The sequence below is a fragment of the Salmonella sp. SAL00670 genome (assembly GCF_046552235.1).
Taxonomy (GTDB): domain Bacteria; phylum Pseudomonadota; class Gammaproteobacteria; order Enterobacterales; family Enterobacteriaceae; genus Salmonella; species Salmonella enterica.
This window is the reverse complement of the sequence record NZ_JBGDUO010000004.1, coordinates 196,767-218,731: the sequence shown is the minus strand read 5'-3', so window position 1 is coordinate 218,731 and position 21,965 is coordinate 196,767. Positions and strand designations below refer to the sequence as shown.

Here is a 21,965-nt window from a genome sequence, read left to right as displayed (position 1 = left end):
TTCCCTGTATGTGCTTAACCAATAACCGTCAGTGAAGTGAGCGGGATATCCACGCCGAGGGCGCGTGAAAACACCCATTCAGGCTCACCGCGCTCATTAAATGATTCTTCCCCGTTCAATAGAAGATACTCCCAGGCGTCATCCGTCACCTGGCGCTGGAAGCCCATCGTAAAATTGTGAACGTCCCATTTCTCTGCCTGCTGATTTTCAACCTTTTCCAGCATGTAGACAGGTTCAATATTGCCCGGCTCTTCATGGTTAAAAAAGCGCTGCCAGCGCCGTTCTTGCCAGTTGAGCGTCATCGGCCCTATTGCCGCTGGCGCAATGGCTGAACGCCAGTGACGTTCCTCGTTAATACCGAAACTTTCCTCATATACAAAAAGTTTGATGTCATCAATGTCGTCAACATCCGTGCCGCCAGTGGTGTTAATTTGTAGAAACTCATCGCCAGAGGTGTAGTAGCGAAAAATCTGACTGCCGCCGCCTAAATCTATGCGACTCGCTGCCGCGACAGTGTATTTTTCACCCGGTAGCGCCACCAGCAACGACGACTCCAGTAGCCGAAATGCCAGCGTATCCAGCGTGAAACCGGCGTTAAGATGTAATCCTAATGGTCCGCGAATCGGCGCTGGCGCGCTTGTTTTACCGAGCAAACGCTGAAAAAATTGCATCATAGGGGAACCTCTATCTCTTGCCATGCGACCTCTTCAGCCAGAATGCGATTATTACCGACCAGATGTAGCCACATACCGCCTCTGACTTCAGTTGAAATCACCGGATTCAATTCCATACCACGACCATTCTTGCAGTGACTGATCCCCAGCACCGTCGCGTCATGATGAAGCTTCATATAACGCATTAGCGCGCCGTATCGCATAGGCGCGACAGAAGCCGGGACAGGCAGCGCGAATCCGGTATCGCCCAGCATCGGATTCATAATGGAAGCGACAGATTGCGATGATCCTGGGTCCTGAATGGAACGGGAAAGTTGTTCAGCGGAAAGGTTACGGACTATCTCCATGCGCGGGCAGTGGGTTTCCAGTAATCCGGCATAACGCTCGTCTTCCAGATAAACCACAATATGGCACTGCGCGGGTACATAGTCTGCCAGCGAGAGCGCCGCCGTGAAGGTCTGCTCATCGGTACGAGCGAAAATAATCACGCTCTGGCACTGCTCCAGCCCCATGCGCTGGTGTTCCTGCGGATCGTTAAAGTTGCTGATGCGGATAAAATCCACCCAGTTATTACCCGGCAGCGGATGCTGAATATCTTCCAGTTCGCACAGCAGAACCCGTTCAAAGGCACGCCGCTTGTCATATAGCAGCAATGAGATCATCTTTTCGGTTTGATGACCCCGCCAGCCAATCACCAGCATATGATGGTGTAAATGGCGATAATCGCCCATGCCCGTTATTCCTTTCGCTAACATTCCCTGTACCTGCGCAATCACTTTTCCCATTAACGCGCCGAACAACCCGACGCTAACCGGAATTTGCCACAGCGCGGTGAACAGACGTCCTGGCGCCGTCTGCGGGCTAAGATCGCCAAAACCTAATGTGGAACCCACCACCGAGCAGTAATAGATAAAATCGCTTAACTGGCTCACCAACGCGCTTTCGCGCAACAGGCGCAGCACCAGATAACAAAGCAGATACTGCCCGATAAACAGGCCCAGCAAAGCGGGCCAGGTCAGTCTGGACAAATGACGCTGGCAGGTTTTGACAATCCACGTAAAGAGCATTATTCGCCTTGTTGACGCTGTAAACGCGCCAACACATCCTGAGCATTGCTTTTATTGGTTGCGCCAATACCCGCCTGCGCCAGTTTTTCATCCAGGTCGCGTCCATCGGCGACTTTTTCCAGCTGCGCGGCGGCATCCAGCCGGGCCTGGCGTTCAGCCTGACGCGTTTGTAAACGTTTAAGCGACTCCGCCGCCGTAGACACATTCGACGCGGCTCCGACGGTCGAGGTCGTCACCGCCTGCTGCGCGCGCTGCATGGCTTCTGTCGCCTTAACCACTTCAAGTTGCTGCTCAAACTGCGCAATCCGCTGGCCTGTCGCCGTTACGGCCTTCTCCACCGCATCGCGAGAGGCTTCCAGATTAGTCAGCACCTGTTCTTCGGCAAGAATGGCATTTTCCAGACGGGCTATTTCTTCCGCCACTTCGTTGAGTAAAGCGGCGTCGACATTCTTACTCATTGCCGCCAACGCCCGTGTTTCAAGGCTGGCTTTACGCTCACGTAAATCATTCAGCTTGTCATGGCTTAACTTCACCCGCGCCAATAAATCCACTCTGGATTTACCCGCTTTATCCAGCTCGGCTTTTGCGTCGCGAATATGCTGCTCCAGCATACGTACACCCTGCGCTTCATCAATGGCGTCTTCTGCCTGAGCAACGAATGATTTACCTAACGTGAACAAACTTTTTAAAATTCCCATGTAAGCCGCCTGTATTATTCCTGTGAATAGACTTGTGTTATTTCAGCGATATCCAACGCATTTTCTACAAGCGTGGTGATTTCCAGCGTCACGTCGGCAAGCGACGAATTTAACGACAGCGCGCCAAAAGCGACATAATATTCCTCCTGTTTTACCTGAGTAATACCGACCGAAGACAGCGGTAAAACCTTCTGATTTCTCAGTAAGAAAAGATTAAATTCCGCGGTATCTCTAATCGTATTTACCGGACAGATATAAGTCTCGATAACTATTTGTTGCGAGGTAAATAAAACCGCCAGTGGTAAATCGCCATAATCATTCATTTTTATTATTAATGAAGACTCATTATTTTCTATATCAATATCTAATTCGGCGATGTTGTTTAACGCATCCGCCAGCGTCCGTGGAGTCCATGCCATATTATTATCTCTATCTCTTTTTTATAAATAAAGGGAGTTACAGGGTAGGTTTTGCTTTTTATATTACCAGCCAAAGATAAAAAAAAACCATCCGATTATGGATGGTTATTTTCTTAAAAAATACTATTAGCGTCAGGTTCGCTGGCGAACGGCTTCAAACAGACAAATCCCGGTCGCCACAGAGACATTCAGCGACGACACGCTACCAGCCATAGGAATGCTGATCAGCTCATCGCAGTGCTCACGGGTCAGACGACGCATACCTTCACCTTCTGCGCCCATGACCAGCGCCATGCGGCCAGGCATTTTGCTCTGATACAGCGTATGGTCAGCCTCGCCCGCCGTCCCGACAATCCAGATATTCTCTTCCTGCAACATGCGCATCGTGCGCGCCAGGTTGGTGACGCGGATCAACGGCACGCTTTCCGCTGCGCCGCAGGCGACTTTCTTCGCCGTCGCGTTAAGTTGCGCGGAGCGGTCTTTCGGCACGATTACCGCATGTACGCCAGCGGCATCGGCGCTGCGCAGACAGGCGCCAAGATTATGCGGATCGGTGACGCCATCGAGGATCAACAAAAAAGGGCGATCGTGTAATGCGATCAGATCCGGCAGATCGTTTTCCTGATACTGCCGGCCTGGTTTCACACGAGCGATAATGCCCTGATGCACGGCACCGTCGCTTTTCTCGTCGAGATATTGGCGGTTTGCCAGCTGGATAACCACGCCCTGGGACTCAAGGGCGTGAATCAGCGGCAACAGACGTTTATCTTCACGGCCTTTTAAAATAAAGACTTCCTGAAAACGTTCAGGGGCGCGCTCCAGCAGGGCCTGCACTGCGTGGATGCCGTAAATCATTTCGCTCATTAATGTACTCATTGTTTACGTTTTGCCGGGGGCGCTACGCTTGCCCGGCCTACAGATAATTCACCCTCTTCTGTTTGAAGAGGGTATTGCTCACTCTGCCGCTTTTTTCTTCACCGCACGCTTCGCTTTGGTCGCTGCGGCTATTTTCTGCGTTTTAGCCGATGGCTTTTTTGCTTTTCTCGCGTCTTTTTTCGCTGCTTTCGGCTTCGCTTTTTTCTCGCCGCGGAAGGCGCTATCAGGCTCGAAGTTAACTTTTTTACCTACCTGACGACGTTTACCGGCGTTTTTACTTTCACCTTTTTTCGCTTTTTCACGCGCCGTTTTGCCGACGTTACGCGGTGCGCGCTCGCTGGAAATCAAGCTAAAGTCAATTTTCCGTTCGTCCATATTCACCGCTTCGACGCGTACCTCGACCCGGTCGCCCAGGCGATATGTCTGCCCGCCGGATTCGCCAATCAGACGTTGCCCTACCTGATCGAAGCGATAGTAATCGTTATCCAGTGAGGAAACGTGTACCAGCCCATCGATAAACAGTTCATCAAGACGGACAAAGAAGCCGAAACCGGTGACGCTGGCAATCACGCCCTTAAAGACGTTGCCTACCTGATCCAGCATAAAGTCACATTTCAGCCAGTCGGAGACATCACGCGTCGCTTCATCAGCGCGGCGTTCCGCCATCGAACAGTGCTGGCCGAGCTGCAACATCTCTTCCATCGAGTAGTGATAACCGCCCGTTTCTGTGGTGTTGCCCTTGTTCCCTTGCTCTTTCGCCAGCAGGTACTTAATGGCGCGGTGCAAAGAAAGATCCGGATAGCGGCGAATCGGCGAGGTAAAGTGCGCATAAGACTGCAACGCCAGGCCAAAGTGCCCGCGGTTTTCCGGATCGTAAATCGCCTGCTTCATTGAACGCAGCAGCATAGTTTGCAGCATTTCGGCGTCCGGCCGGTCGGCAATCGATTCAAGCAGTTCGGCATAATCGCGCGGTTCCGGTTTATTTCCGCCCGGCAGCTCCAACCCCAGCTCCGCCAGTACGGAACGGAATGAGGTGATCGCTTCGGTGGTGGGCTTATCATGAATACGGAATAGCGCCGGCTCTTTAGCTTTTTCGACAAAGCGCGCCGCCGATATATTCGCCATGATCATGCACTCTTCGATAAGCTTATGCGCGTCATTACGCTGGGTCTGTTCGATACGCTCAATGCGACGTTCGGCGTTAAAGATAAACTTCGCCTCTTCGCTCTCAAACGAGATCCCCCCGCGCTCTTCACGCGCTTTATCCAGCACTTTGTAGAGGTTGTGCAGCTCTTCAATATGCTTCACCAGCGGCGCATATTGTTCACGCAGATCCTGATCGCCCTGCAGCATATGCCAGACTTTGGTATAGGTCAGACGCGCATGGGAGCTCATCACCGCTTCATAGAATTTGTAGCCGGTCAGCCGACCTTTCGCCGAGATGGTCATTTCACAGACCATACACAGCCTGTCAACCTGCGGGTTTAGCGAACACAGACCGTTGGAGAGCACCTCCGGCAACATTGGGACAACCTGTGACGGGAAGTAAACCGACGTGCCGCGATTGCGCGCCTCGCGATCCAGCGGCGTTGGCGGCCGTACATAATAGCTCACGTCAGCAATAGCGACCCACAAACGCCAGCCGCCGCCGCGTTTTTTCTCACAGTAAACCGCGTCGTCAAAGTCACGGGCATCTTCGCCATCAATAGTGACCAGCGGCAAATCGCGCAGATCGACACGACCGACTTTCGCCTCTTCCGGCACCTCTTCTTTCAGCCCGGCGACCTGCTGCTCTACCGCCTGCGGCCAGATGTAAGGTATTTCATGGGTACGCAGCGCCATATCAACCGCCATACCGGTGCCCATATTGTCGCCCAGCACTTCGACGATTTTCCCTACCGCTTTAGTACGGCGAGTTGGACGTTGGGTCAGTTCAACCACGACCACGAACCCCATCCGCGCGCCCATGACGTCTTCTGGCGGGATAAGAATGTCGAAGCTGAGACGGCTGTCGTCCGGCACCACAAAGCCGACGCCCGCATCGGTGAAATAACGCCCGACTATCTGACTGGTTTTCGGTACCAGTACACGGACGATACGCGCTTCGCGGCGACCTTTACGATCGGCGCCCAGCGGCTGCGCCAGCACCTGATCGCCATGAATACAGGTTTTCATCTGCTCGCTGGAAAGATACAGATCGTCTTTGCGGCCTTCGACACGTAAGAAACCGTAACCATCACGATGACCGATCACGGTGCCTTTCAGCAGGTCGAGGCGTTCCGGCAGCGCATAGCACTGGCGGCGAGTAAAGACCAGTTGTCCATCGCGCTCCATCGCGCGCAGGCGGCGACGCAAGGCTTCAAGCTGCTCTTCGCCTTCAATATTCAGTTCTACGGCCAGTTCTTCGCGACTGGCCGGTTTTTCACGTTTCGTTAAATGTTCGAGGATAAATTCCCGGCTCGGGATAGGATTCGCGTATTTTTCTGCTTCGCGTTCCTGGAAAGGATCTTGTGACATTGAGGTTCCTCCATTGTCATCTCTAATGAAGTTTACTTCACTCCACCAGTAATAATTTATAAAGCGGTTGATTCTCTTCAACCAAATCGGCAAGCGTGTAGTTATCCAGCTCCTTGAGAAAACTCTGCACGGCCTTAGAAAGCGCCTGTTTCAGACGACAGGCAGGGGTGATGTGGCAAAATTCGCTGCTACAGTTGACCAGTGATAAGGGTTCCAGCTCACGCACCACATCGCCAATACAAATAGTATTAGCCGGTTTACCCAGGCGGATACCGCCATTTTTTCCCCGAACGGCGGTGACAAAGCCCGCCCGGCTAAGCTGATTGATAATTTTGACCATATGATTACGGGACACGCCGTAGACTTCTGTCACCTCAGAAATGCTGGTCATTCGTCCATCTGGTAACGACGCCATATAGATTAGCGCACGTAAGCCGTAATCGGTGAAACTCGTTAACTGCACATCAACCTCAGGAAAAGGGAAAACGGGAAAAATACATTTATATTGATGATAAACCAGCCACAAGCTGTGTCGCTAATTTATTTCAGTTCGGGGAAGGAAAAAAGCGAGGATTTAACACTGTGTCGGATAGCGTAATGGCTTACCCGACACAGCAATGTATCACACTGTTAGCCCGGCAAGCAAAATATCTGCCAGGCGTACCAGATTTACGCGTCGAACGGGTCGCGCAGAATCATCGTCTCAGTACGATCGGGGCCGGTAGAAATAATATCAATCGGCACGCCGGTCAGTTCTTCGATACGTTTGATGTAGTTCAGCGCCGCCTGCGGCAGGCCGCTACGATCTTTCACGCCGAAGGTGGATTCAGACCAGCCCGGCATGGTTTCGTAAATCGGCTCTACACCTTTCCAGTCGTCAGCTGCCAGCGGAGTGGTAGTCACTTCGCGACCATCCGGCATACGGTAAGCCACGCAGAGTTTCACCTCTTTCAGGCCATCCAGCACGTCCAGTTTGGTCAGGCAGAAGCCAGACAGGGAGTTCAGCTGTACCGCACGACGAACGGCAACGGTGTCCAGCCAGCCGGTACGACGACGACGGCCGGTAGTGGCGCCGTATTCGTTACCCTGCTTGCAGAGGAACTCGCCGGTTTCATCAAACAGTTCGGTCGGGAACGGACCTGCACCTACACGAGTGGAGTAAGCCTTGAGGATACCCAGAACGTAATCAACATAACGCGGGCCCAGGCCGGAACCGGTCGCCACGCCACCTGCAGTGGTGTTAGAAGAAGTTACGTACGGATAAGTACCGTGGTCGATATCCAGCAGGGTACCCTGCGCACCTTCAAACATGACGAAATCGCCACGCTGACGCGCCTGGTCGAGCAGGTCCGAAACGTCAACAACCATAGAAGTCAGGATGTCGGCAACAGCCATCGTATCATCCAGAACTTTCTGGTAATCAACCGCTTCAGCTTTGTAGTAGTTAACCAACTGGAAGTTGTGATATTCCATCACTTCTTTCAGTTTTTCAGCGAAGGTTTCTTTGTCGAAAAGGTCACCAACACGCAGACCGCGACGTGCCACTTTATCTTCATAAGCAGGCCCGATTCCACGACCGGTGGTGCCGATCGCTTTCGCGCCACGCGCTTTCTCACGCGCGTTATCCAGCGCAACGTGATAATCAAGGATCAGCGGACAGGCTTCAGACAGCAGCAGACGCTCACGAACGGGGATGCCACGGTCTTCCAGTTCTTTCATCTCTTTCATCAGCGCGGCCGGAGACAGCACAACACCGTTACCGATGATGCTGGTTACATTCTCGCGAAGAATACCTGATGGAATAAGATGGAGAACGGTTTTTTCACCGTTGATTACGAGAGTATGGCCTGCGTTGTGACCGCCCTGGTAGCGTACAACATATTTAGCCCGTTCAGTCAGAAGATCGACGATCTTTCCTTTACCTTCGTCACCCCATTGGGTGCCCAGTACGACGACGTTGTTACCCATTTTTCAAAATCACCGTTTGCTTAAAAATGGATTCTACCATCGCTTTTTCAGATATACAGCACTTTTTGCACTCAATCTGCGGCAAATCCGACCACTTTTTGCTCAGCCAATCGTTTTCCTCAACATGTAGTAGACCACAACTCCCGCGACCACAAGTCCGCCGCCAAAACGACGTAAAACATTTTCCGGCAGTTGCGCCAGTGCCGAAACCATTTTTTTCCATGCGCCGGGATACAGCATCGGTCCCAGCCCTTCGAGGACTAATACCAGAGCAAGCGCCAACCAGATTGTTGAATTCATTTATCGCCCTTATAAAAGAAAACCACCGGCATCCTTTGGATGCGGTGGTTTTGCTGGTCTAAAACCGCTGACGCTATTTTAGCGTGTCGTCGAACTCGGTGTCTTCATGTAGCGGAAGAAATCGCTGTCCGGGCTCAGTACCATCACGTCCTGATTACCTTCGAAGCTCTTCTCGTAAGCGCGCAGACTACGAATGAACGCGTAGAAATCAGGGTCCTGACTGAACGCGTCGGCAAACAGCTTCGCGGCTTCAGCATCACCTTCACCACGCATGATACGCCCCTGGCGCTCGGCTTCCGCCAGAGTTTTCGTCACCTCATAGTCAGCAGCCGCACGCAGTTTTTCCGCTTCTTCCTGACCTTGTGAGCGATGACGACGCGCGACCGCTTCACGCTCGGCGCGCATACGGTTGTAAATCGCCTCAGAAACCTCGGTCGGCAGGTTGATTTGCTTAATACGCACATCGACCACTTCGATACCCAACGCCGCCATACTGTTCGGGTTGATGACCGGTACTTTACCTTTGGTTTCCGCCGTGACGCGTTCCGCCGCTTCGGCAATCGCATCATCCGCCGCCGGGGTCGCTACTTCATCATCGGTACCGGCTGAACCGGAGTTCAGCGCGTCGCGCACTTCCAGAGTCAGGCGACCACGAGAATCGGTCACGATGTCTTTTACGTCCAGGCGACCAATCTCAGAACGCAAACGGTCCGAGAATTTACGTTTTAACAGCACTTCGGCTTGCGAAATATCGCCGCCGCCGGTCGCCAGATAGTAACGGCTAAAGTCGCTGATACGCCATTTGATGTAGGAGTCGACAATCAGGTCTTTCTTCTCTTTAGTCACAAAGCGATCGGCCTGGTTATCCATCGTCTGGATACGCGCATCAAGCATTTTCACTGATTCAATAAACGGGATCTTAAAGTGCAGACCCGGCGCGTAAACCAGCGGTTTGTTCTCATCGTCACGCAGAACTTTACCAAAACGCAGCGTAATGCCGCGCTCGCCCTCTTTGACCACAAAGACGGACATGTAGAGCACTACCAGCACGATGATGATAATCGCAATAACTGACTTACGCATCGTTATTCCCCCTGACGCTGGTAGTCGTTACGCTGCGCATTCGCGCGGCGTTGGTCCATAATATCGCCCTGATTTGAGGACGACGTGTTACTTGCTCCGCTGGCGTTAGATTTTGTGGACGGCGGCAGGCGCAGCAGGTTGCTGGCGCTATTGTCGCTCTTTGCCGCCGGCGCATTCCCGCCTTTCAGCATCTGATCTAACGGCAGCACCATTAAATTACCGCTCTTGTCGTTAACCAGTACTTTACGGGTATGGCTCAGCACTTTTTCCATCGTTTCAATATACAGACGCTCGCGTGTAATCTGAGGCGCAGCTTTATATTCCGGCAAAATCTTCGCAAACCGGGCGACTTCACCCTGCGCTTCCAGGATAGTCTGGGTTTTATAGGCGCGTGCCTCTTCCAGAATACGCTGCGCCTGACCGTTGGCGCGCGGCTGAACTTCGTTGGTATACGCTTCCGCTTCACGAATGTACTGCTGCTCGTTTTCACGTGCGGCAATCGCGTCGTCAAAGGCGGCTTTCACCTCTTCCGGCGGACGCGCAGCCTGGAAGTTCACGTCCAGCAGGGTAATCCCCATGTTGTACGGTTTGATAGTCTCTTCCAGCTCGCGTTGGGTATCGCTACGAATAACGGTACGACCTTCGGTCAGGATGCGATCCATCGTGTATTTACCAATGACGCCACGCAGCGCGCTGTCGGTGGCCTGACGCAGGCTATCGTCCGGGCTGGTCACGCTAAACAGATATTTCTGCGGATCGGTGACGCGGTATTGCACGTTCATTTCAACGCGCACGACGTTTTCATCAGACGTCAGCATCACGCCTGACGCCGCCAGTTCGCGCACCGCTTCGACGTTCACCGGCGTGACGTCGTCAATAAATGTCGGCTTCCAGTTCAGACCTGGCTCTACCAGATGGCTGAATTTACCAAAACGCGTCACAACGCCGCGCTCGGCTTCTTTAATGGTATAAAAACCGCTGGCCGCCCAGATAATGACTACTGCCGCCGCGGCGATGGCGACAATACGGCCTCCCAGTTGCGGACGCGGACCTTGCGATGAGCTACCGCCGCCGGAACCGGTGCCTTTACCGCCCCCAAAACCACCGAGTTTTTTACTCAGCTTACGGAAGATATCATCCAGATCGGGAGGTCCCTGATCGCGGCCACCTTTGTTTCCATTTCCCCCAGAGTTGCTGCCAGGTTTGCTGCTTCCCCACGGGTCGCGGTCCTGTCCGTTATTACCGGGCTGATTCCACGCCATGTTTGTGCTCCATATTTGTTATGCGGTGATCCCCGTTGTCTTTCGACCTCAGAGGATAAGGCGAAATTACTCCATGCTTCAGACGAACCGCCGTTACAGACATCATCTTTCAGGCTGCGTCTTGAGTGGCGGCTTTTTTACCCCAGGTCACTTAGTTGTGAGCTCCTGAGATTCTCTCAGCTACCGCCTCAATACGACCTGAATGACTTCGCGTCTAGATCACGTATTCGATCAACGCCGGTTCTTGTTTACAGAGGCGACGCCAGTCGACAATCGGCATTCGTACCTGCAGACTGACGCTACCGTCTTCCTCCATCCACTCTTTTTCTATTGCCTGAAGCTGATAAAACCGACTTCTCAGACGCCCTTCCTGCGGCGGCAAACGCAGCGTATGCTGCGCCACCTCGCCGGAAAGACGCTCCGTCAAAGCCTGAAAAAGCTGTGGTATCCCCACGCCGCTTTGCGCTGAAAGCCAAACGCGGATGGGTTTATTCTCTTCATCTCTGTCGATACGCGGTTCAAAGTCGTCCAGCATATCGATTTTGTTCATCACCATTAAGGTGGGGATTTCGTGAGCGTCAATCTCTTCGAGAACGGTGTTTACCGCCTCGATGTTTTCCTGCACACGAACATCCGCCGCATCGACCACATGCAGCAGCAGCGTCGCCTGACGCGTCTCTTGCAGGGTAGCTTTAAAGGCAGCCACCAGATCGTGCGGTAAATGGCGGATAAAGCCTACCGTATCCGCCAGAACGGTTTCACCGACATCCGCTACATCAATACGACGTAATGTGGGGTCCAGCGTCGCAAATAGCTGATCTGCCGCATAGACCCGCGCTTCAGTGATCTGATTAAAAAGGGTGGATTTTCCGGCGTTGGTATAGCCCACCAGCGATACCGTCGGAACGTCGGCCTTGATGCGCGACTGCCGCCCCTGCTCACGTTGCTTCTCAACTTTCTCCAGGCGCGACTGAATCTGCACAATGCGATTACGCAGTAAACGACGGTCGGTTTCGAGCTGGGTTTCACCCGGACCGCGCAAACCAATCCCGCCTTTCTGACGTTCAAGGTGGGTCCAGCCACGCACCAGACGCGTAGCCAGATGGCGTAGCTGCGCCAGCTCAACCTGCAACTTACCTTCATGGGTACGCGCACGTTGGGCAAAAATATCTAAGATAAGACCGGTGCGATCGATAACCCGGCACTCGCACAAACGCTCCAGGTTTCGCTCCTGGGCTGGACTCAATGCATGATCAAACAATACGACCGCTGCGCCAGTCGCTTTCACGGCTTCCGCAATTTCAACTGCCTTACCTTCACCTACAAAGTACTTCGGGTGCGGTGCTTTACGGCTACCGGTAATCACCTGCATTGCTTCGACACCGGCGGAAGAGACCAGAGATTCAAACTCCTGGAGGTCTTCCATATCTTTGTCTTGCGAAAAATAGATGTGTACCAGTACCGCCTGCTCACCGGCATCATAACGGTCAAACAAGCGTAAACCCTCTTAATAACCAGCGGGGGCGATTATCCGACGCCCCCGACATGGATAAACAGCGCGTGAACTTATTCAGTCTCTTCGCTGTCCTGTTGCGCAGTAGAACCCTGCGCGTTGCTACCGTGATGGTAGTTATTGCTGGCGCCGCCACCGGCATTGTTGCTGTGATGGGAAACCGGGCGAGACGGGACAACAGTAGAAATCGCGTGCTTATAAACCATCTGGCTGACCGTGTTCTTCAACAGGATCACGAACTGATCAAAGGACTCGATTTGACCTTGCAGCTTAATACCATTCACCAAATAAATAGAAACTGGAACACGTTCCCGACGCAATGCGTTCAGGAACGGATCTTGTAAAGATTGCCCCTTAGCCATTCTCTTTTCCTTATATGCTTATTTGTACTTTGAACCTTTCGATTCTGAAAAATTGCGCACGATACGTCTCAATTGTACACATTCAGTCTGCGATAGCACCAACAACCTGTAATACTTCTTTTCGCGCCCGATCGGGATTCTCACTGTCAAGCCAGCGCACCCCTTCCCAACCGCGCAACCAGGTCATCTGGCGCTTCGCCAACTGTCTCGTGGCGCAAACACCTCTATAAACCATTTCATCATATGAGATTTCGCCCTCAATGTATGACCACATCTGGCGGTATCCCACACAACGGATGGAAGGCAAGTCCGTATGCAAATCTCCTCGGGCAAAAAGCGCCCGGACTTCTGCTTCAAAACCTGAAGCCAACATCTGATGAAAACGCAGTTCAATGCGCTGATGGAGCAGTTCACGGCTCGCCGGGGCGATAGCGAACTGATGCACCTGGTACGGTAGCGCGTCTCCTGACGTTTGCGTTAGCTCCGTTAAAGTTTTACCCGAAATGAAAAAAACTTCCAGTGCCCGGGAAAGTCTTTGCGGATCATTTGGATGAATTCGCGCGGCGGCAACCGGATCTATCTCCTGAAGTTGCTGATGCAACGCCTCCCATCCAAGCTCCGCTGCTTGCTGCTCTATCCGGGATCTGACTTCCGGATCTGCTGAAGGCAGCGGCGATAACCCTTCCAGCAATGCCTTAAAATACAGCATGGTACCGCCCACTAACAGCGGGATACGCCCCGCAGCGGTGATCTCCGCCATTTGCTCTAACGCGTCGCGGCGAAAATCCGCCGCCGAATACGCCTGCGACGGGTCGCGTATATCCAGCAGTCGATGCGGCGCCGCTTTCAGCTCATCGGCATTCGGCTTAGCCGTGCCAATATCCATTCCCCGATAAATGAGGGCGGAATCAACGCTTATCAACTCTACTGGCAAAACTTTACGCAGTTCTATCGCCAGCGCCGTTTTGCCGGAGGCCGTCGGCCCCATCAAAAATATCGCCTTAGGCAGGCTCGCCTTGCTTACATCATTCATGCTTCAGGGCGTTCATCGCCGAATGTAAATCAACAGGTTGTAACAGGCCACCCGGCGGCGCTTTTACCAGCTGCGGACATAGCCGCTCAACATCCGCCAGCAGCGATATGGCCTGCGCCATCGACCACTGCGGATGTTCGCTCTGCACATTACGCGCTATCCATTGTGCAATATTGACCGTTGCAAATGTGGTCTGTTGCGCCAGGTAGCCTATCAGTTCAGGAATCAAGATTTGTAAATTTTGTTGTCGTAAGGGTAAAGGCACCGCCCGAATGGTCACATGCTGCGCATCTGACTGAAATTCAATACCCAATTCTCCCAATAAAGATTGGGCTTGTTGCAGCGCGTCTTTTTCATCGGCGCTCACTTTTAAACGCAGCGGAATCAGCAACGGCTGCGCGCAAACCGGGCTTTGACCCGGTGTAAGCTGCGCCTGACGCAGCCAACGCTCCGCAACCGGCAGCGACAAGAGCTGGATAGTCCCCGCGTGTTCCAGCAACGCGCAGTCACCGCCGACTATTGTCAGTACGCGACCGAAACTCTGGCTATGTCCGTCAAGCGCAGGCGCAACCGGCTCCGGCGCGGGGCTCGTCGTCGGCGTCTGTAAAAGCGCGCGATAAACCTCGCCCTGCTGCTTCTGATAACCTGGCTGCGCGTGCGGCCAACCACCTGCGGACTGACGCCCGCCGTTACCGCCCGATGCGCCGCCGGAATAACGCGGTGTCGCGGGCTCGCGCGCCGCAGTTGGCTCGGCGGGTACAGCAAAATGGTTGCGCCCGGCGGCGATACGGTTTTCCGGGACATGCCGCGGCGCTGGCGCAATCTCCTCCAGCGGCAGCGTCGTTTCCGTCTGCTGTTGTAGAACGCTCAGCACCCCTTGATAGATGAAGTCGTGCACCAGCCGCGATTGATGAAAACGCACTTCGTGCTTGGCGGGATGAACATTGACATCCACCTGATGCGGGTCAATCTCCAGATACAACACAAACGCAGGCTGTTGGTCCGCGCCCAGTTTATCTTCACAGGCCTGGCGAATGGCATGGTTGATCAAGCGGTCGCGCATCATGCGGCCATTCACATAACAGTACTGGATCTCCGTTAACGCCGTGGTGGTGTGATTCGGATCGGCGACCCAGCCGCGCAGGGTCAGATCGCCATGCTGCCACTCGATCGCCAGTGCCTGTTCGAGAAACGGCGTGCCGCAGATGGCGCCTAACCGGCGCTCTTTTTGCCCGTCCTTTGCGACAGCGCGATACTGCCGTACCAATTTGCCGTTGTGCGACAGGTTAAGCGTGACGTCAAAACGGGCCAATGCAATACGACGGATGATCTCATCGATGTGATTAAATTCCGTTTTTTCGGTACGCATGAATTTGCGCCGGGCGGGCGTATTATAAAAGAGATCCAGAACTTCCAGGGTGGTGCCGACCGGGTGCGCGGCGGGTTTTACCGTCACGTCCATGTCGCGCCCTTCCGCATACGCCTGCCAGGCTTCCGCCTGCTCCGCCGTGCGCGACGTTAGCGTCAAACGCGAGACCGAACTGATACTGGCCAGCGCTTCGCCGCGAAATCCCAGACTGATAATCGCTTCCAGATCGTCAAGCGAGGCGATTTTACTGGTGGCATGACGGGCCAGCGCCAGCGCCAGCTCCTCTTTTTTAATGCCGCAGCCATTGTCGCGAATACGAATAAGCTTCGCGCCGCCACGCTCGATGTCGATATCAACGCGGGTGGCGCCTGCATCCAGACTATTCTCTACCAGCTCTTTAACAACCGACGCAGGGCGTTCCACCACTTCGCCAGCGGCGATTTGGTTCGCAAGCTGCGGCGGCAGAACCTGAATCGGCATGAAATCTCCTTAATTCGCGGCGGTTATGGCGCCAGGCTGGTTGGTACTGGCCGTCTGGCCTGGGCCGCCCTGCGGCGCAGACTGGATCGGATGCGCTGCAAAGTACTTACGCAACCCCCGGTATATAGCGTCAGCAATCTGCTGCTGATAGCGGTCGCTCGCCAGCAATCGCTCTTCGCCGTGATTACTGATAAAGCCCGTCTCCACCAAAATGGACGGGATATCCGGCGAACGCAACACGCCCAGGCTAGCGTGTTCCGGGCGGCGTTTATGCAGCGACCCCACGCCGTCGAGTTGGCTTAGCACGTTCGTCGCCACATCATACCCTACCCGCTGCGAATGACCGAATTGCAAATCCAGTACCGCCTGGCTCAGATAAGGGTCTGACTGACTGTTCGCCAGCACATCGCCAGCGCCGCCTAACAGTTCGGATTGCTTCTCATGCTGCTCAAGCCAGTTTGCCATTTCGCTGTTCGCACGACGATTGGACAATACCCAGACGGAGGCGCCGGTGGCGTCGCGATTTGGCGCGGCATCCGCATGAATAGAGACAAGGAAGTTAGCGTTTTGCTTACGCGCCACGTCAGACCGCCCCATCACCGAAATAAAATAGTCGCCGTCACGCGTCAGCACGCCTTTAAACATCGGATCGTTATTCAGCAATGTGCGTAACTTACGCGCGATGGCGATGGTGACATTTTTCTCGCGCGTACCGCCCGGGCCTATTGCGCCGGGGTCCTGACCTCCATGCCCGGCATCAATAGCAATCACCACTTTATCGCCAGCGCCTGCTGACGCGCGCGCCGCAGGCCGCGTAACGGTATTGCTGCTGGTTACGCCGGTCAGGCGATCATCAGAAGATTTAAACGGATTACGGGCAGGCTCCGTCGGACGGGGCGCGCTTTCAACCCGTTTCGCGACGACAGGCGGTGGTGGCGGCGGCGGAACATCGGCATTAATGGTGAAAATGACCGTATAGTTGCCGCCGTTTTGCCGCTTCACCGCCTCGGTTTTACCATTTTCCGTCAGATCGACAAGCAACCGTAAAGATTGCGCATCTTTCGGCGTTCCGGCACGGATCGTTTTTACCAGATTGTTACCGCTAAACTGAAGCGGCAGCCCCTGAATCACGCCGGTCTGCCTGATATCCAGCGCCACGGTCCGTTTACCGTCCTGTGAGTAAGCATATTCCGGCTCGCCGATAAAACTCAGCGTAATGCGCGCCTGCTGCTCGCCGTTGGACACCTGAATATCAGAGAGACTGGCGGCGCCCGCCTGCGCGCACAGCAGGATTAAGGCTGCTATTACGGCATTTTTGATGCGATAAATCATCCCGCCACCTTTATAGCTAATCGGCTAAACGCGCCAGTAACGAATGACCCGATGAGGATACCGCGCTTACGCGAGCCTCACGCCCCTGCGCCTGGTAATCAATATGGATTTCGACGTCCGGGTCGGGGAGAACGCCTTTACCTTGTTGCGGCCACTCCACCAGACAAATGGCGTCGTTGGCGAAATAATCGCGAATGCCCATAAACTCCAGCTCCTCCGGGTCCGCAAGACGGTATAAGTCGAAGTGATACACCATCATGTTATCAAGCGCATAAGGCTCTACCAGCGTATAGGTGGGGCTTTTTACATTACCGTTATGGCCTAACGCCTGTAAAAATCCCCGGCTAAACGTCGTTTTACCGGCACCTAAATCGCCATACAGATAAATAACGGTCGCGCCATCGCAGGCGTTGGCTACCCGTTGCCCCAGGTCTAGCGTCGCCTGTTCGTCAGGTAGCGGAATTACTCGATTCATCATGGTTTACGTCAATCACATCAGGGTTAACAATACGCCGCAGCGTAGTAAAAAGATCGGTCGCCAACATGCCGCGAGCGCCATAACGCGCTGCCAGTAAGTCCGCCGCCGCGCCGTGAGCCACACATCCCACACATGCCGCATCATACGGGGTAAACTTCTGTCCGAGCAATGCGCCGATGATGCCGGACAGGACATCGCCCATCCCGCCGCTCGCCATCCCCGCATTACCAGCGTCAATGATAGCCAGAGGGTGGTGTTCAGCGGCGATAATCGTTCCTGCGCCTTTTAACACGACCACGCCTCCATACCGTTTTACCAGACGCTGTGCTGAAAGTAAGCGATCACTTTCAATTTCTGCCACAGAACATCCTAACAGGCGGGCCGCCTCTCCCGGATGCGGCGTAATCACGCGATTGTGACGTTTATCAGGATTGATTGCCAGTAGGTTCAACGCATCCGCATCCCACAGCATAGGTTTACGGACGTTTTCTACTTTCTGTAAGGCTTTTTTGCCCCATTCCTGCTGTCCAAGCCCCGGGCCGATCACCACAACGTCAGCCCAGGTCAGGCTCTCTTCCAGCGACTGAGGCGTGAGTTCATGTACCATCAGTTCCGGGCGGGCCGTCAGCAACGGCGCGATGTTTTCACCGCGGGTCAGTACTCTGACCAAGCCAGCTCCCGTACGCAGCGCCGCCTCGCCAGCCATCCGAATTGCGCCCGCTGTTCCCTGGTCGCCTCCAATAATCGCCAGACGACCATGATCGCCCTTATGCGAGGTCGGTCGACGCGGCGTTAGCCATTGCCCCAACTGCGTCGCGTCAAAACGCCGGAGCGGCGGCGTCTGGCTCGCCAGCCAGCCTTCCAGTCCCAACGCGTCATAATGCAATATGCCGGTAACGTCACGCGCTTTGCCGGTCAGCAGGCCTGGTTTCAGGGCGATAAACGTGACCGTATGCGCGGCGCTTATCACCGCGCCAGGCGTGGCGCCCGTTTGCGCCAGCAGACCTGACGGGATATCGACGGCGACAACCGGCGCAGGATGAGCGTTCGCCTGTTCAATCAGACCGGCTACCGGGTCGCGCGGCGCCTGGGCTATGCCGGTGCCAAGCAGCGCGTCGATAATCAGATCCGTCGCTTCCGGCCAGATAATATCGGCAGCATGGATAATGCCGCCAGCATTCAGCCAGGCATCGCGCGCCTGCGCCGCTTCTTCAGGTAACGGTTTGTCGCTCTCCTGCGCCAGCAACGTTACGCTAATGCCCGCCGCTTGCGCTAGTCGCGCCACGACGTAACCATCGCCGCCGTTGTTGCCATGACCACACAACACCAGCCAGTGTCGGGTGTCAGGATAACTGTCACGGGCTACCCGAAATGCCGCGTCGCCAGCGCGCAGCATCAATTCATAGAGTGTGAGTCCGAAGGCATCCGCCGCATCGCGTTCCAGCCGTTTGATGTCATCGGCGGGCCAAATGGAGTGTGGTATACTTACAGGGTTTTTCTTCATGTTATGGTCCATCATGTCAAAGCCCCTCGATCTCAATCAGTTAGCACAAAATATTAAGCAGTGGGGGCTGGAGCTGGGCTTTCAGCAGGTCGGTATTACTGATACCGATCTGCGCGCATCCGAACCTGCGCTGCAGGCGTGGCTGGACAAACAATACCACGGCGAGATGGCATGGATGGCGCGCCACGGTATGATGCGCGCCCGGCCTCATGAACTCTTACCCGGTACGCTACGTGTCATCAGCGTGCGCATGAACTATCTGCCCGCCAACGCCGCGTTTGCCAGTACGTTGAAGGATCCCACGCTGGGCTACGTTAGCCGATATGCGCTGGGGCGTGATTATCACAAGCTGTTACGCAGCCGCCTTAAAAAACTGGGCGAGCAGATCCAGCAGTACTGCGGTTCGCTGAATTTTAGACCGTTTGTCGACTCTGCGCCTATTCTTGAACGCCCATTAGCGGAAAAAGCCGGACTTGGCTGGACGGGTAAGCACTCACTTATCCTTAATCGGGAGGCGGGCTCATTCTTTTTCCTGGGGGAATTGCTGATTGATTTACCGCTGCCGGTCGACCAGCCGGTCGAGGAAGGTTGCGGCAAATGCGTCGCCTGTATGACCATTTGCCCGACCGGGGCGATTGTCGAACCGTATACGGTGGACGCGCGGCGCTGTATTTCTTATCTCACCATTGAGCTGGAAGGCGCTATTCCGGAAGCATTTCGCCCACTGATAGGTAACCGTATTTACGGCTGCGATGACTGCCAGCTTATCTGTCCGTGGAATCGTTACTCTCAGTTGACCGACGAAGCAGATTTTAGCCCACGCAAGGCGCTGCATAACCCAGATTTGCTTGAGTTGTTTAGCTGGAGCGAAGCGCAGTTTCTGAAAGTCACTGAAGGTTCTGCGATTCGGCGCATTGGCCATTTACGCTGGCTGCGCAATGTTGCCGTCGCGCTGGGGAATGCGCCGTGGAGTAATGCCGTCATTACGGCGCTGGAAAGCCGCAAGGGTGAGCATCCACTTCTTGATGAGCATATCGAATGGGCGATTGCGCAACAAATTGAAAAGCGCAACGCCTGCATCATTGAAGTGCAGCTACCGAAAAAACAGCGTCTGGTCAGGGTGATTGAAAAAGGGCTGGTGCGCGATGCGTGAATTATTCACAGGCTGTGTATAAAAATAAAAACACATTGCGATTCAAGAGGGAAAAAAGGAACAGACAATAACGCTAACGTTTTGAAATCTTATTTTTTCTATATTTTTCAGTAAATTATAGAAATTCTACGCGTCAGGTATAATTTTTTGCATTCCAGGAGTAATGGGCCGCCCTGTGGATAAGTCTGTTTACAAGGATCTGACGAAAGCGGAACAAAACGTGCCCCAACGCGATATTCGTTGTGGATAATTTTACTGTAGATAAGAATTGGAGCGGGAAACGAGACTCGAACTCGCGACCCCGACCTTGGCAAGGTCGTGCTCTACCAACTGAGCTATTCCCGCATAATCTTCGTCTTTCGAACCGCTACTGCGTTGGCTGCCTTCACTCGCCTGAGTCACTTACTTCAGTAAGCTCCTGAGAACTCATTCAGTTGCCGCCTTGTCGCAATTCGAAATCCTGCGATTGGTGGTCTGTGCTTAACAAGCACTTTCAAATTTTGGAGCGGGAAACGAGACTCGAACTCGCGACCCCGACCTTGGCAAGGTCGTGCTCTACCAACTGAGCTATTCCCGCATAATCTTCGTCTTTCGAACCGCTACTGCGTTGGCTGCCTTCACTCGCCTCAATCACTTACTTCAGTAAGCTCCTGAGGACTCATTCAGTTGCCGCCTTGTCGCAATTCGAAATCCTGCGATTGGTGGTCTGTACTTAACAAGTACTTTCAAATTTTGGAGCGGGAAACGAGACTCGAACTCGCGACCCCGACCTTGGCAAGGTCGTGCTCTACCAACTGAGCTATTCCCGCAAATTTGTTGCTGTCGTAATTCGCATTTCTGCGTCGTTACGGGAGGCGCATTATACGAGAAATCCATTTAGCTGCAAGCCCCTGAACGCATTTTTTCGCGATTTTTGTTTGAATGCTGATTAAATCACCAAACAAGACAAAAAACGAGCAAAGCGTGCGCTATGCAACAAAAAACTTTTCACGCCACGCCTAAAGGCACAGAATCAGAATAGCACCCTGCGCCAAAAAAAGAATAGCACGGTGACCACAACATCCAATTGATATCAGGGATCAAGATGAAAAAAAAACTTATTGTCATGCTGTTAGCCAGCCTCTCCGTTCACGCCGCTTCCGTTTCCGCCAGAACATTACATTTTGGCACCTCCGCCACCTATGCGCCCTATGAGTTTGTCGATGCCGATAATAAAATTGTTGGTTTCGATATTGATGTCGCCAACGCGGTCTGCAAAGAGATGCAAGCGGAGTGCTCATTCACTAACCAGAGCTTTGATAGTCTGATCCCCAGCCTACGCTTCAAAAAGTTTGATGCGGTGATCGCCGGTATGGATATGACGCCCAAACGTGAGCAGCAGGTCTCCTTTAGCCAACCCTATTACGAAGGTCTATCGGCGGTAGTCGTCACGCGTAAAGGGGCTTATCACACTTTTGCCGATCTGAAAGGCAAAAAAGTCGGTCTGGAAAACGGTACAACGCATCAGCGCTATTTGCAGGATAAACAACAAGCTATCACGCCTGTCGCCTATGACAGCTATCTAAACGCCTTTACCGATCTGAAAAACAACCGTCTTGAGGGCGTGTTTGGCGATGTCGCCGCGATTGGTAAGTGGCTAAAAAACAATCCGGATTACGCCATCATGGATGAACGCGCCAGCGATCCTGACTACTACGGAAAAGGGTTAGGCATTGCGGTACGCAAAGGCAACGACGCGCTATTGCAAGAAATTAATGCCGCGCTCGACAAGGTGAAAGCGTCGCCGGAATATGCGCAGATGCAGGAGAAATGGTTTACGCAGTAATTCAGTGGCGGGAGAGCTGCCGGATGAGACGCTCTGGCGTTGCCATCCGGCA

General features: G+C 53.7%; 20 protein-coding genes and 3 tRNA genes. 2 read left to right on the top strand and 21 right to left on the bottom strand.

The genetic code is table 11. The features are described 5' to 3' along the window. Window positions 1-14 precede the first annotated feature (14 nt). From ACLJRS_RS14930 to nnr, 18 genes are all read right to left on the bottom strand, one after another. Window positions 15-698, bottom strand: coding sequence for a YjfK family protein (locus tag ACLJRS_RS14930; protein ID WP_000090290.1), 684 nt, complete (start codon window positions 696-698; stop codon window positions 15-17). Next, on the bottom strand, window positions 671-1,741 hold the full coding sequence (locus ACLJRS_RS14925; protein ID WP_000899675.1) for a potassium channel family protein: 1,071 nt from the start codon (window positions 1,739-1,741) through the stop codon (window positions 671-673). Before ACLJRS_RS14925 ends, ACLJRS_RS14930 begins: the two co-directional genes overlap by 28 nt. Then, window positions 1,741-2,439, bottom strand: coding sequence for a PspA/IM30 family protein (locus ACLJRS_RS14920; RefSeq protein WP_000511974.1), 699 nt, complete (start codon window positions 2,437-2,439; stop codon window positions 1,741-1,743). The genes ACLJRS_RS14925 and ACLJRS_RS14920 overlap by 1 nt, the downstream gene beginning before the upstream one ends. 14 nt (window positions 2,440-2,453) lie before the next feature. Further along, a complete protein-coding gene (locus ACLJRS_RS14915; protein ID WP_000312605.1) occupies window positions 2,454-2,858 on the bottom strand; it encodes a YjfI family protein in 405 nt (134 codons plus the stop codon). Between the two features lie 132 nt (window positions 2,859-2,990). After that, window positions 2,991-3,722 carry a 23S rRNA (guanosine(2251)-2'-O)-methyltransferase RlmB gene (gene rlmB / locus ACLJRS_RS14910; RefSeq protein WP_001293274.1) on the bottom strand — a complete coding sequence of 244 codons (732 nt, stop codon included), beginning with the start codon at window positions 3,720-3,722 and terminating at the stop codon, window positions 2,991-2,993. 90 nt (window positions 3,723-3,812) lie between these two features. Beyond that, on the bottom strand, window positions 3,813-6,251 hold the full coding sequence (gene rnr / locus ACLJRS_RS14905; RefSeq protein ID WP_000076358.1) for a ribonuclease R: 2,439 nt from the start codon (window positions 6,249-6,251) through the stop codon (window positions 3,813-3,815). A 37-nt stretch (window positions 6,252-6,288) separates the two neighbouring features. After that, window positions 6,289-6,714 (bottom strand): nitric oxide-sensing transcriptional repressor NsrR, encoded by a 426-nt coding sequence (gene nsrR, locus ACLJRS_RS14900; RefSeq protein ID WP_001177632.1) that lies wholly within the window; start codon window positions 6,712-6,714, stop codon window positions 6,289-6,291. Window positions 6,715-6,920: 206 nt separating this feature from the next. Beyond that, the gene (gene purA / locus ACLJRS_RS14895; RefSeq protein WP_000527960.1) at window positions 6,921-8,219 is read right to left on the bottom strand and encodes an adenylosuccinate synthase; all 1,299 of its coding nucleotides are present in this window, start codon (window positions 8,217-8,219) and stop codon (window positions 6,921-6,923) included. A 102-nt stretch (window positions 8,220-8,321) separates the two neighbouring features. Continuing rightward, window positions 8,322-8,519: a DUF2065 domain-containing protein gene (locus ACLJRS_RS14890; protein ID WP_001089290.1), complete on the bottom strand. Its 198-nt coding sequence runs from the start codon at window positions 8,517-8,519 to the stop codon at window positions 8,322-8,324. 78 nt (window positions 8,520-8,597) lie between these two features. Then, window positions 8,598-9,602 (bottom strand): protease modulator HflC, encoded by a 1,005-nt coding sequence (gene hflC / locus ACLJRS_RS14885; protein ID WP_001232417.1) that lies wholly within the window; start codon window positions 9,600-9,602, stop codon window positions 8,598-8,600. Between the two features lie 2 nt (window positions 9,603-9,604). After that, window positions 9,605-10,864, bottom strand: a complete 1,260-nt coding sequence (gene hflK, locus ACLJRS_RS14880; RefSeq protein WP_000312505.1) for an FtsH protease activity modulator HflK — start codon at window positions 10,862-10,864, stop codon at window positions 9,605-9,607. A 214-nt stretch (window positions 10,865-11,078) separates the two neighbouring features. Continuing rightward, window positions 11,079-12,359: a ribosome rescue GTPase HflX gene (gene hflX / locus ACLJRS_RS14875; RefSeq protein ID WP_000460338.1), complete on the bottom strand. Its 1,281-nt coding sequence runs from the start codon at window positions 12,357-12,359 to the stop codon at window positions 11,079-11,081. A 71-nt stretch (window positions 12,360-12,430) separates the two neighbouring features. After that, complete coding sequence (gene hfq / locus ACLJRS_RS14870) at window positions 12,431-12,739, bottom strand: RNA chaperone Hfq (RefSeq protein WP_001051875.1); 309 nt, start codon at window positions 12,737-12,739, stop codon at window positions 12,431-12,433. 82 nt (window positions 12,740-12,821) lie between these two features. Further along, complete coding sequence (gene miaA / locus ACLJRS_RS14865; protein WP_001000737.1) at window positions 12,822-13,772, bottom strand: tRNA (adenosine(37)-N6)-dimethylallyltransferase MiaA; 951 nt, start codon at window positions 13,770-13,772, stop codon at window positions 12,822-12,824. Beyond that, entirely contained in the window at window positions 13,765-15,621 is a 1,857-nt protein-coding gene (mutL, locus tag ACLJRS_RS14860; protein WP_001122554.1) for a DNA mismatch repair endonuclease MutL, read from the bottom strand. The genes miaA and mutL overlap by 8 nt, the downstream gene beginning before the upstream one ends. Window positions 15,622-15,630: 9 nt before the next feature. Then, window positions 15,631-16,953: an N-acetylmuramoyl-L-alanine amidase AmiB gene (gene amiB / locus ACLJRS_RS14855; RefSeq protein WP_000640354.1), complete on the bottom strand. Its 1,323-nt coding sequence runs from the start codon at window positions 16,951-16,953 to the stop codon at window positions 15,631-15,633. Between the two features lie 16 nt (window positions 16,954-16,969). Next, entirely contained in the window at window positions 16,970-17,431 is a 462-nt protein-coding gene (gene tsaE / locus ACLJRS_RS14850) for a tRNA (adenosine(37)-N6)-threonylcarbamoyltransferase complex ATPase subunit type 1 TsaE (RefSeq protein WP_000981984.1), read from the bottom strand. Continuing rightward, window positions 17,403-18,950 carry a bifunctional ADP-dependent NAD(P)H-hydrate dehydratase/NAD(P)H-hydrate epimerase gene (gene nnr / locus ACLJRS_RS14845; protein WP_000968675.1) on the bottom strand — a complete coding sequence of 516 codons (1,548 nt, stop codon included), beginning with the start codon at window positions 18,948-18,950 and terminating at the stop codon, window positions 17,403-17,405. The genes tsaE and nnr overlap by 29 nt, the downstream gene beginning before the upstream one ends. On the opposite strand from nnr, the gene queG reads away from it, so the two are divergent. Further along, window positions 18,949-20,088, top strand: coding sequence for a tRNA epoxyqueuosine(34) reductase QueG (gene queG / locus ACLJRS_RS14840; protein ID WP_001670426.1), 1,140 nt, complete (start codon window positions 18,949-18,951; stop codon window positions 20,086-20,088). The two genes, nnr and queG, sit on opposite strands and share 2 nt — an antisense overlap. Before the next feature lie 269 nt (window positions 20,089-20,357). Here queG and ACLJRS_RS14835 read toward each other — a convergent pair. The 3 genes from ACLJRS_RS14835 to ACLJRS_RS14825 all read right to left on the bottom strand — a co-directional run bounded on the left by ACLJRS_RS14835 (window position 20,358) and on the right by ACLJRS_RS14825 (window position 20,897). Then, a tRNA-Gly gene (locus tag ACLJRS_RS14835) sits at window positions 20,358-20,433 on the bottom strand. A gap of 156 nt (window positions 20,434-20,589) precedes the next feature. Beyond that, window positions 20,590-20,665 (bottom strand) — tRNA-Gly (locus tag ACLJRS_RS14830). Between the two features lie 156 nt (window positions 20,666-20,821). Continuing rightward, window positions 20,822-20,897 (bottom strand) — tRNA-Gly (locus ACLJRS_RS14825). 275 nt (window positions 20,898-21,172) lie between these two features. Here ACLJRS_RS14825 and ACLJRS_RS14820 point away from each other — a divergent pair. Next, the gene (locus tag ACLJRS_RS14820) at window positions 21,173-21,913 is read left to right on the top strand and encodes an arginine ABC transporter substrate-binding protein (protein WP_000727897.1); all 741 of its coding nucleotides are present in this window, start codon (window positions 21,173-21,175) and stop codon (window positions 21,911-21,913) included. Window positions 21,914-21,965: the final 52 nt, after the last annotated feature.

What these genes read in the sequence shown, in the direction of transcription:
- ACLJRS_RS14930 (WP_000090290.1), bottom strand. Translation starts at nt 698, where the DNA reads ATGGCAAGAGATAGAGGTTCCCCTATGATGCAATTTTTTCAGCGTTTG.
- ACLJRS_RS14925 (WP_000899675.1), bottom strand. Translation starts at nt 1,741, where the DNA reads ATGCTCTTTACGTGGATTGTCAAAACCTGCCAGCGTCATTTGTCCAGA.
- ACLJRS_RS14920 (WP_000511974.1), bottom strand. Translation starts at nt 2,439, where the DNA reads ATGGGAATTTTAAAAAGTTTGTTCACGTTAGGTAAATCATTCGTTGCT.
- ACLJRS_RS14915 (WP_000312605.1), bottom strand. Translation starts at nt 2,858, where the DNA reads ATGGCATGGACTCCACGGACGCTGGCGGATGCGTTAAACAACATCGCC.
- rlmB (WP_001293274.1), bottom strand. Translation starts at nt 3,722, where the DNA reads ATGAGCGAAATGATTTACGGCATCCACGCAGTGCAGGCCCTGCTGGAG.
- rnr (WP_000076358.1), bottom strand. Translation starts at nt 6,251, where the DNA reads ATGTCACAAGATCCTTTCCAGGAACGCGAAGCAGAAAAATACGCGAAT.
- purA (WP_000527960.1), bottom strand. Translation starts at nt 8,219, where the DNA reads ATGGGTAACAACGTCGTCGTACTGGGCACCCAATGGGGTGACGAAGGT.
- ACLJRS_RS14890 (WP_001089290.1), bottom strand. Translation starts at nt 8,519, where the DNA reads ATGAATTCAACAATCTGGTTGGCGCTTGCTCTGGTATTAGTCCTCGAA.
- hflC (WP_001232417.1), bottom strand. Translation starts at nt 9,602, where the DNA reads ATGCGTAAGTCAGTTATTGCGATTATCATCATCGTGCTGGTAGTGCTC.
- hflK (WP_000312505.1), bottom strand. Translation starts at nt 10,864, where the DNA reads ATGGCGTGGAATCAGCCCGGTAATAACGGACAGGACCGCGACCCGTGG.
- hfq (WP_001051875.1), bottom strand. Translation starts at nt 12,739, where the DNA reads ATGGCTAAGGGGCAATCTTTACAAGATCCGTTCCTGAACGCATTGCGT.
- miaA (WP_001000737.1), bottom strand. Translation starts at nt 13,772, where the DNA reads ATGAATGATGTAAGCAAGGCGAGCCTGCCTAAGGCGATATTTTTGATG.
- mutL (WP_001122554.1), bottom strand. Translation starts at nt 15,621, where the DNA reads ATGCCGATTCAGGTTCTGCCGCCGCAGCTTGCGAACCAAATCGCCGCT.
- amiB (WP_000640354.1), bottom strand. Translation starts at nt 16,953, where the DNA reads ATGATTTATCGCATCAAAAATGCCGTAATAGCAGCCTTAATCCTGCTG.
- tsaE (WP_000981984.1), bottom strand. Translation starts at nt 17,431, where the DNA reads ATGATGAATCGAGTAATTCCGCTACCTGACGAACAGGCGACGCTAGAC.
- queG (WP_001670426.1), top strand. Translation starts at nt 18,949, where the DNA reads ATGTCAAAGCCCCTCGATCTCAATCAGTTAGCACAAAATATTAAGCAG.
- nnr (WP_000968675.1), bottom strand. Translation starts at nt 18,950, where the DNA reads ATGATGGACCATAACATGAAGAAAAACCCTGTAAGTATACCACACTCC.
- ACLJRS_RS14820 (WP_000727897.1), top strand. Translation starts at nt 21,173, where the DNA reads ATGAAAAAAAAACTTATTGTCATGCTGTTAGCCAGCCTCTCCGTTCAC.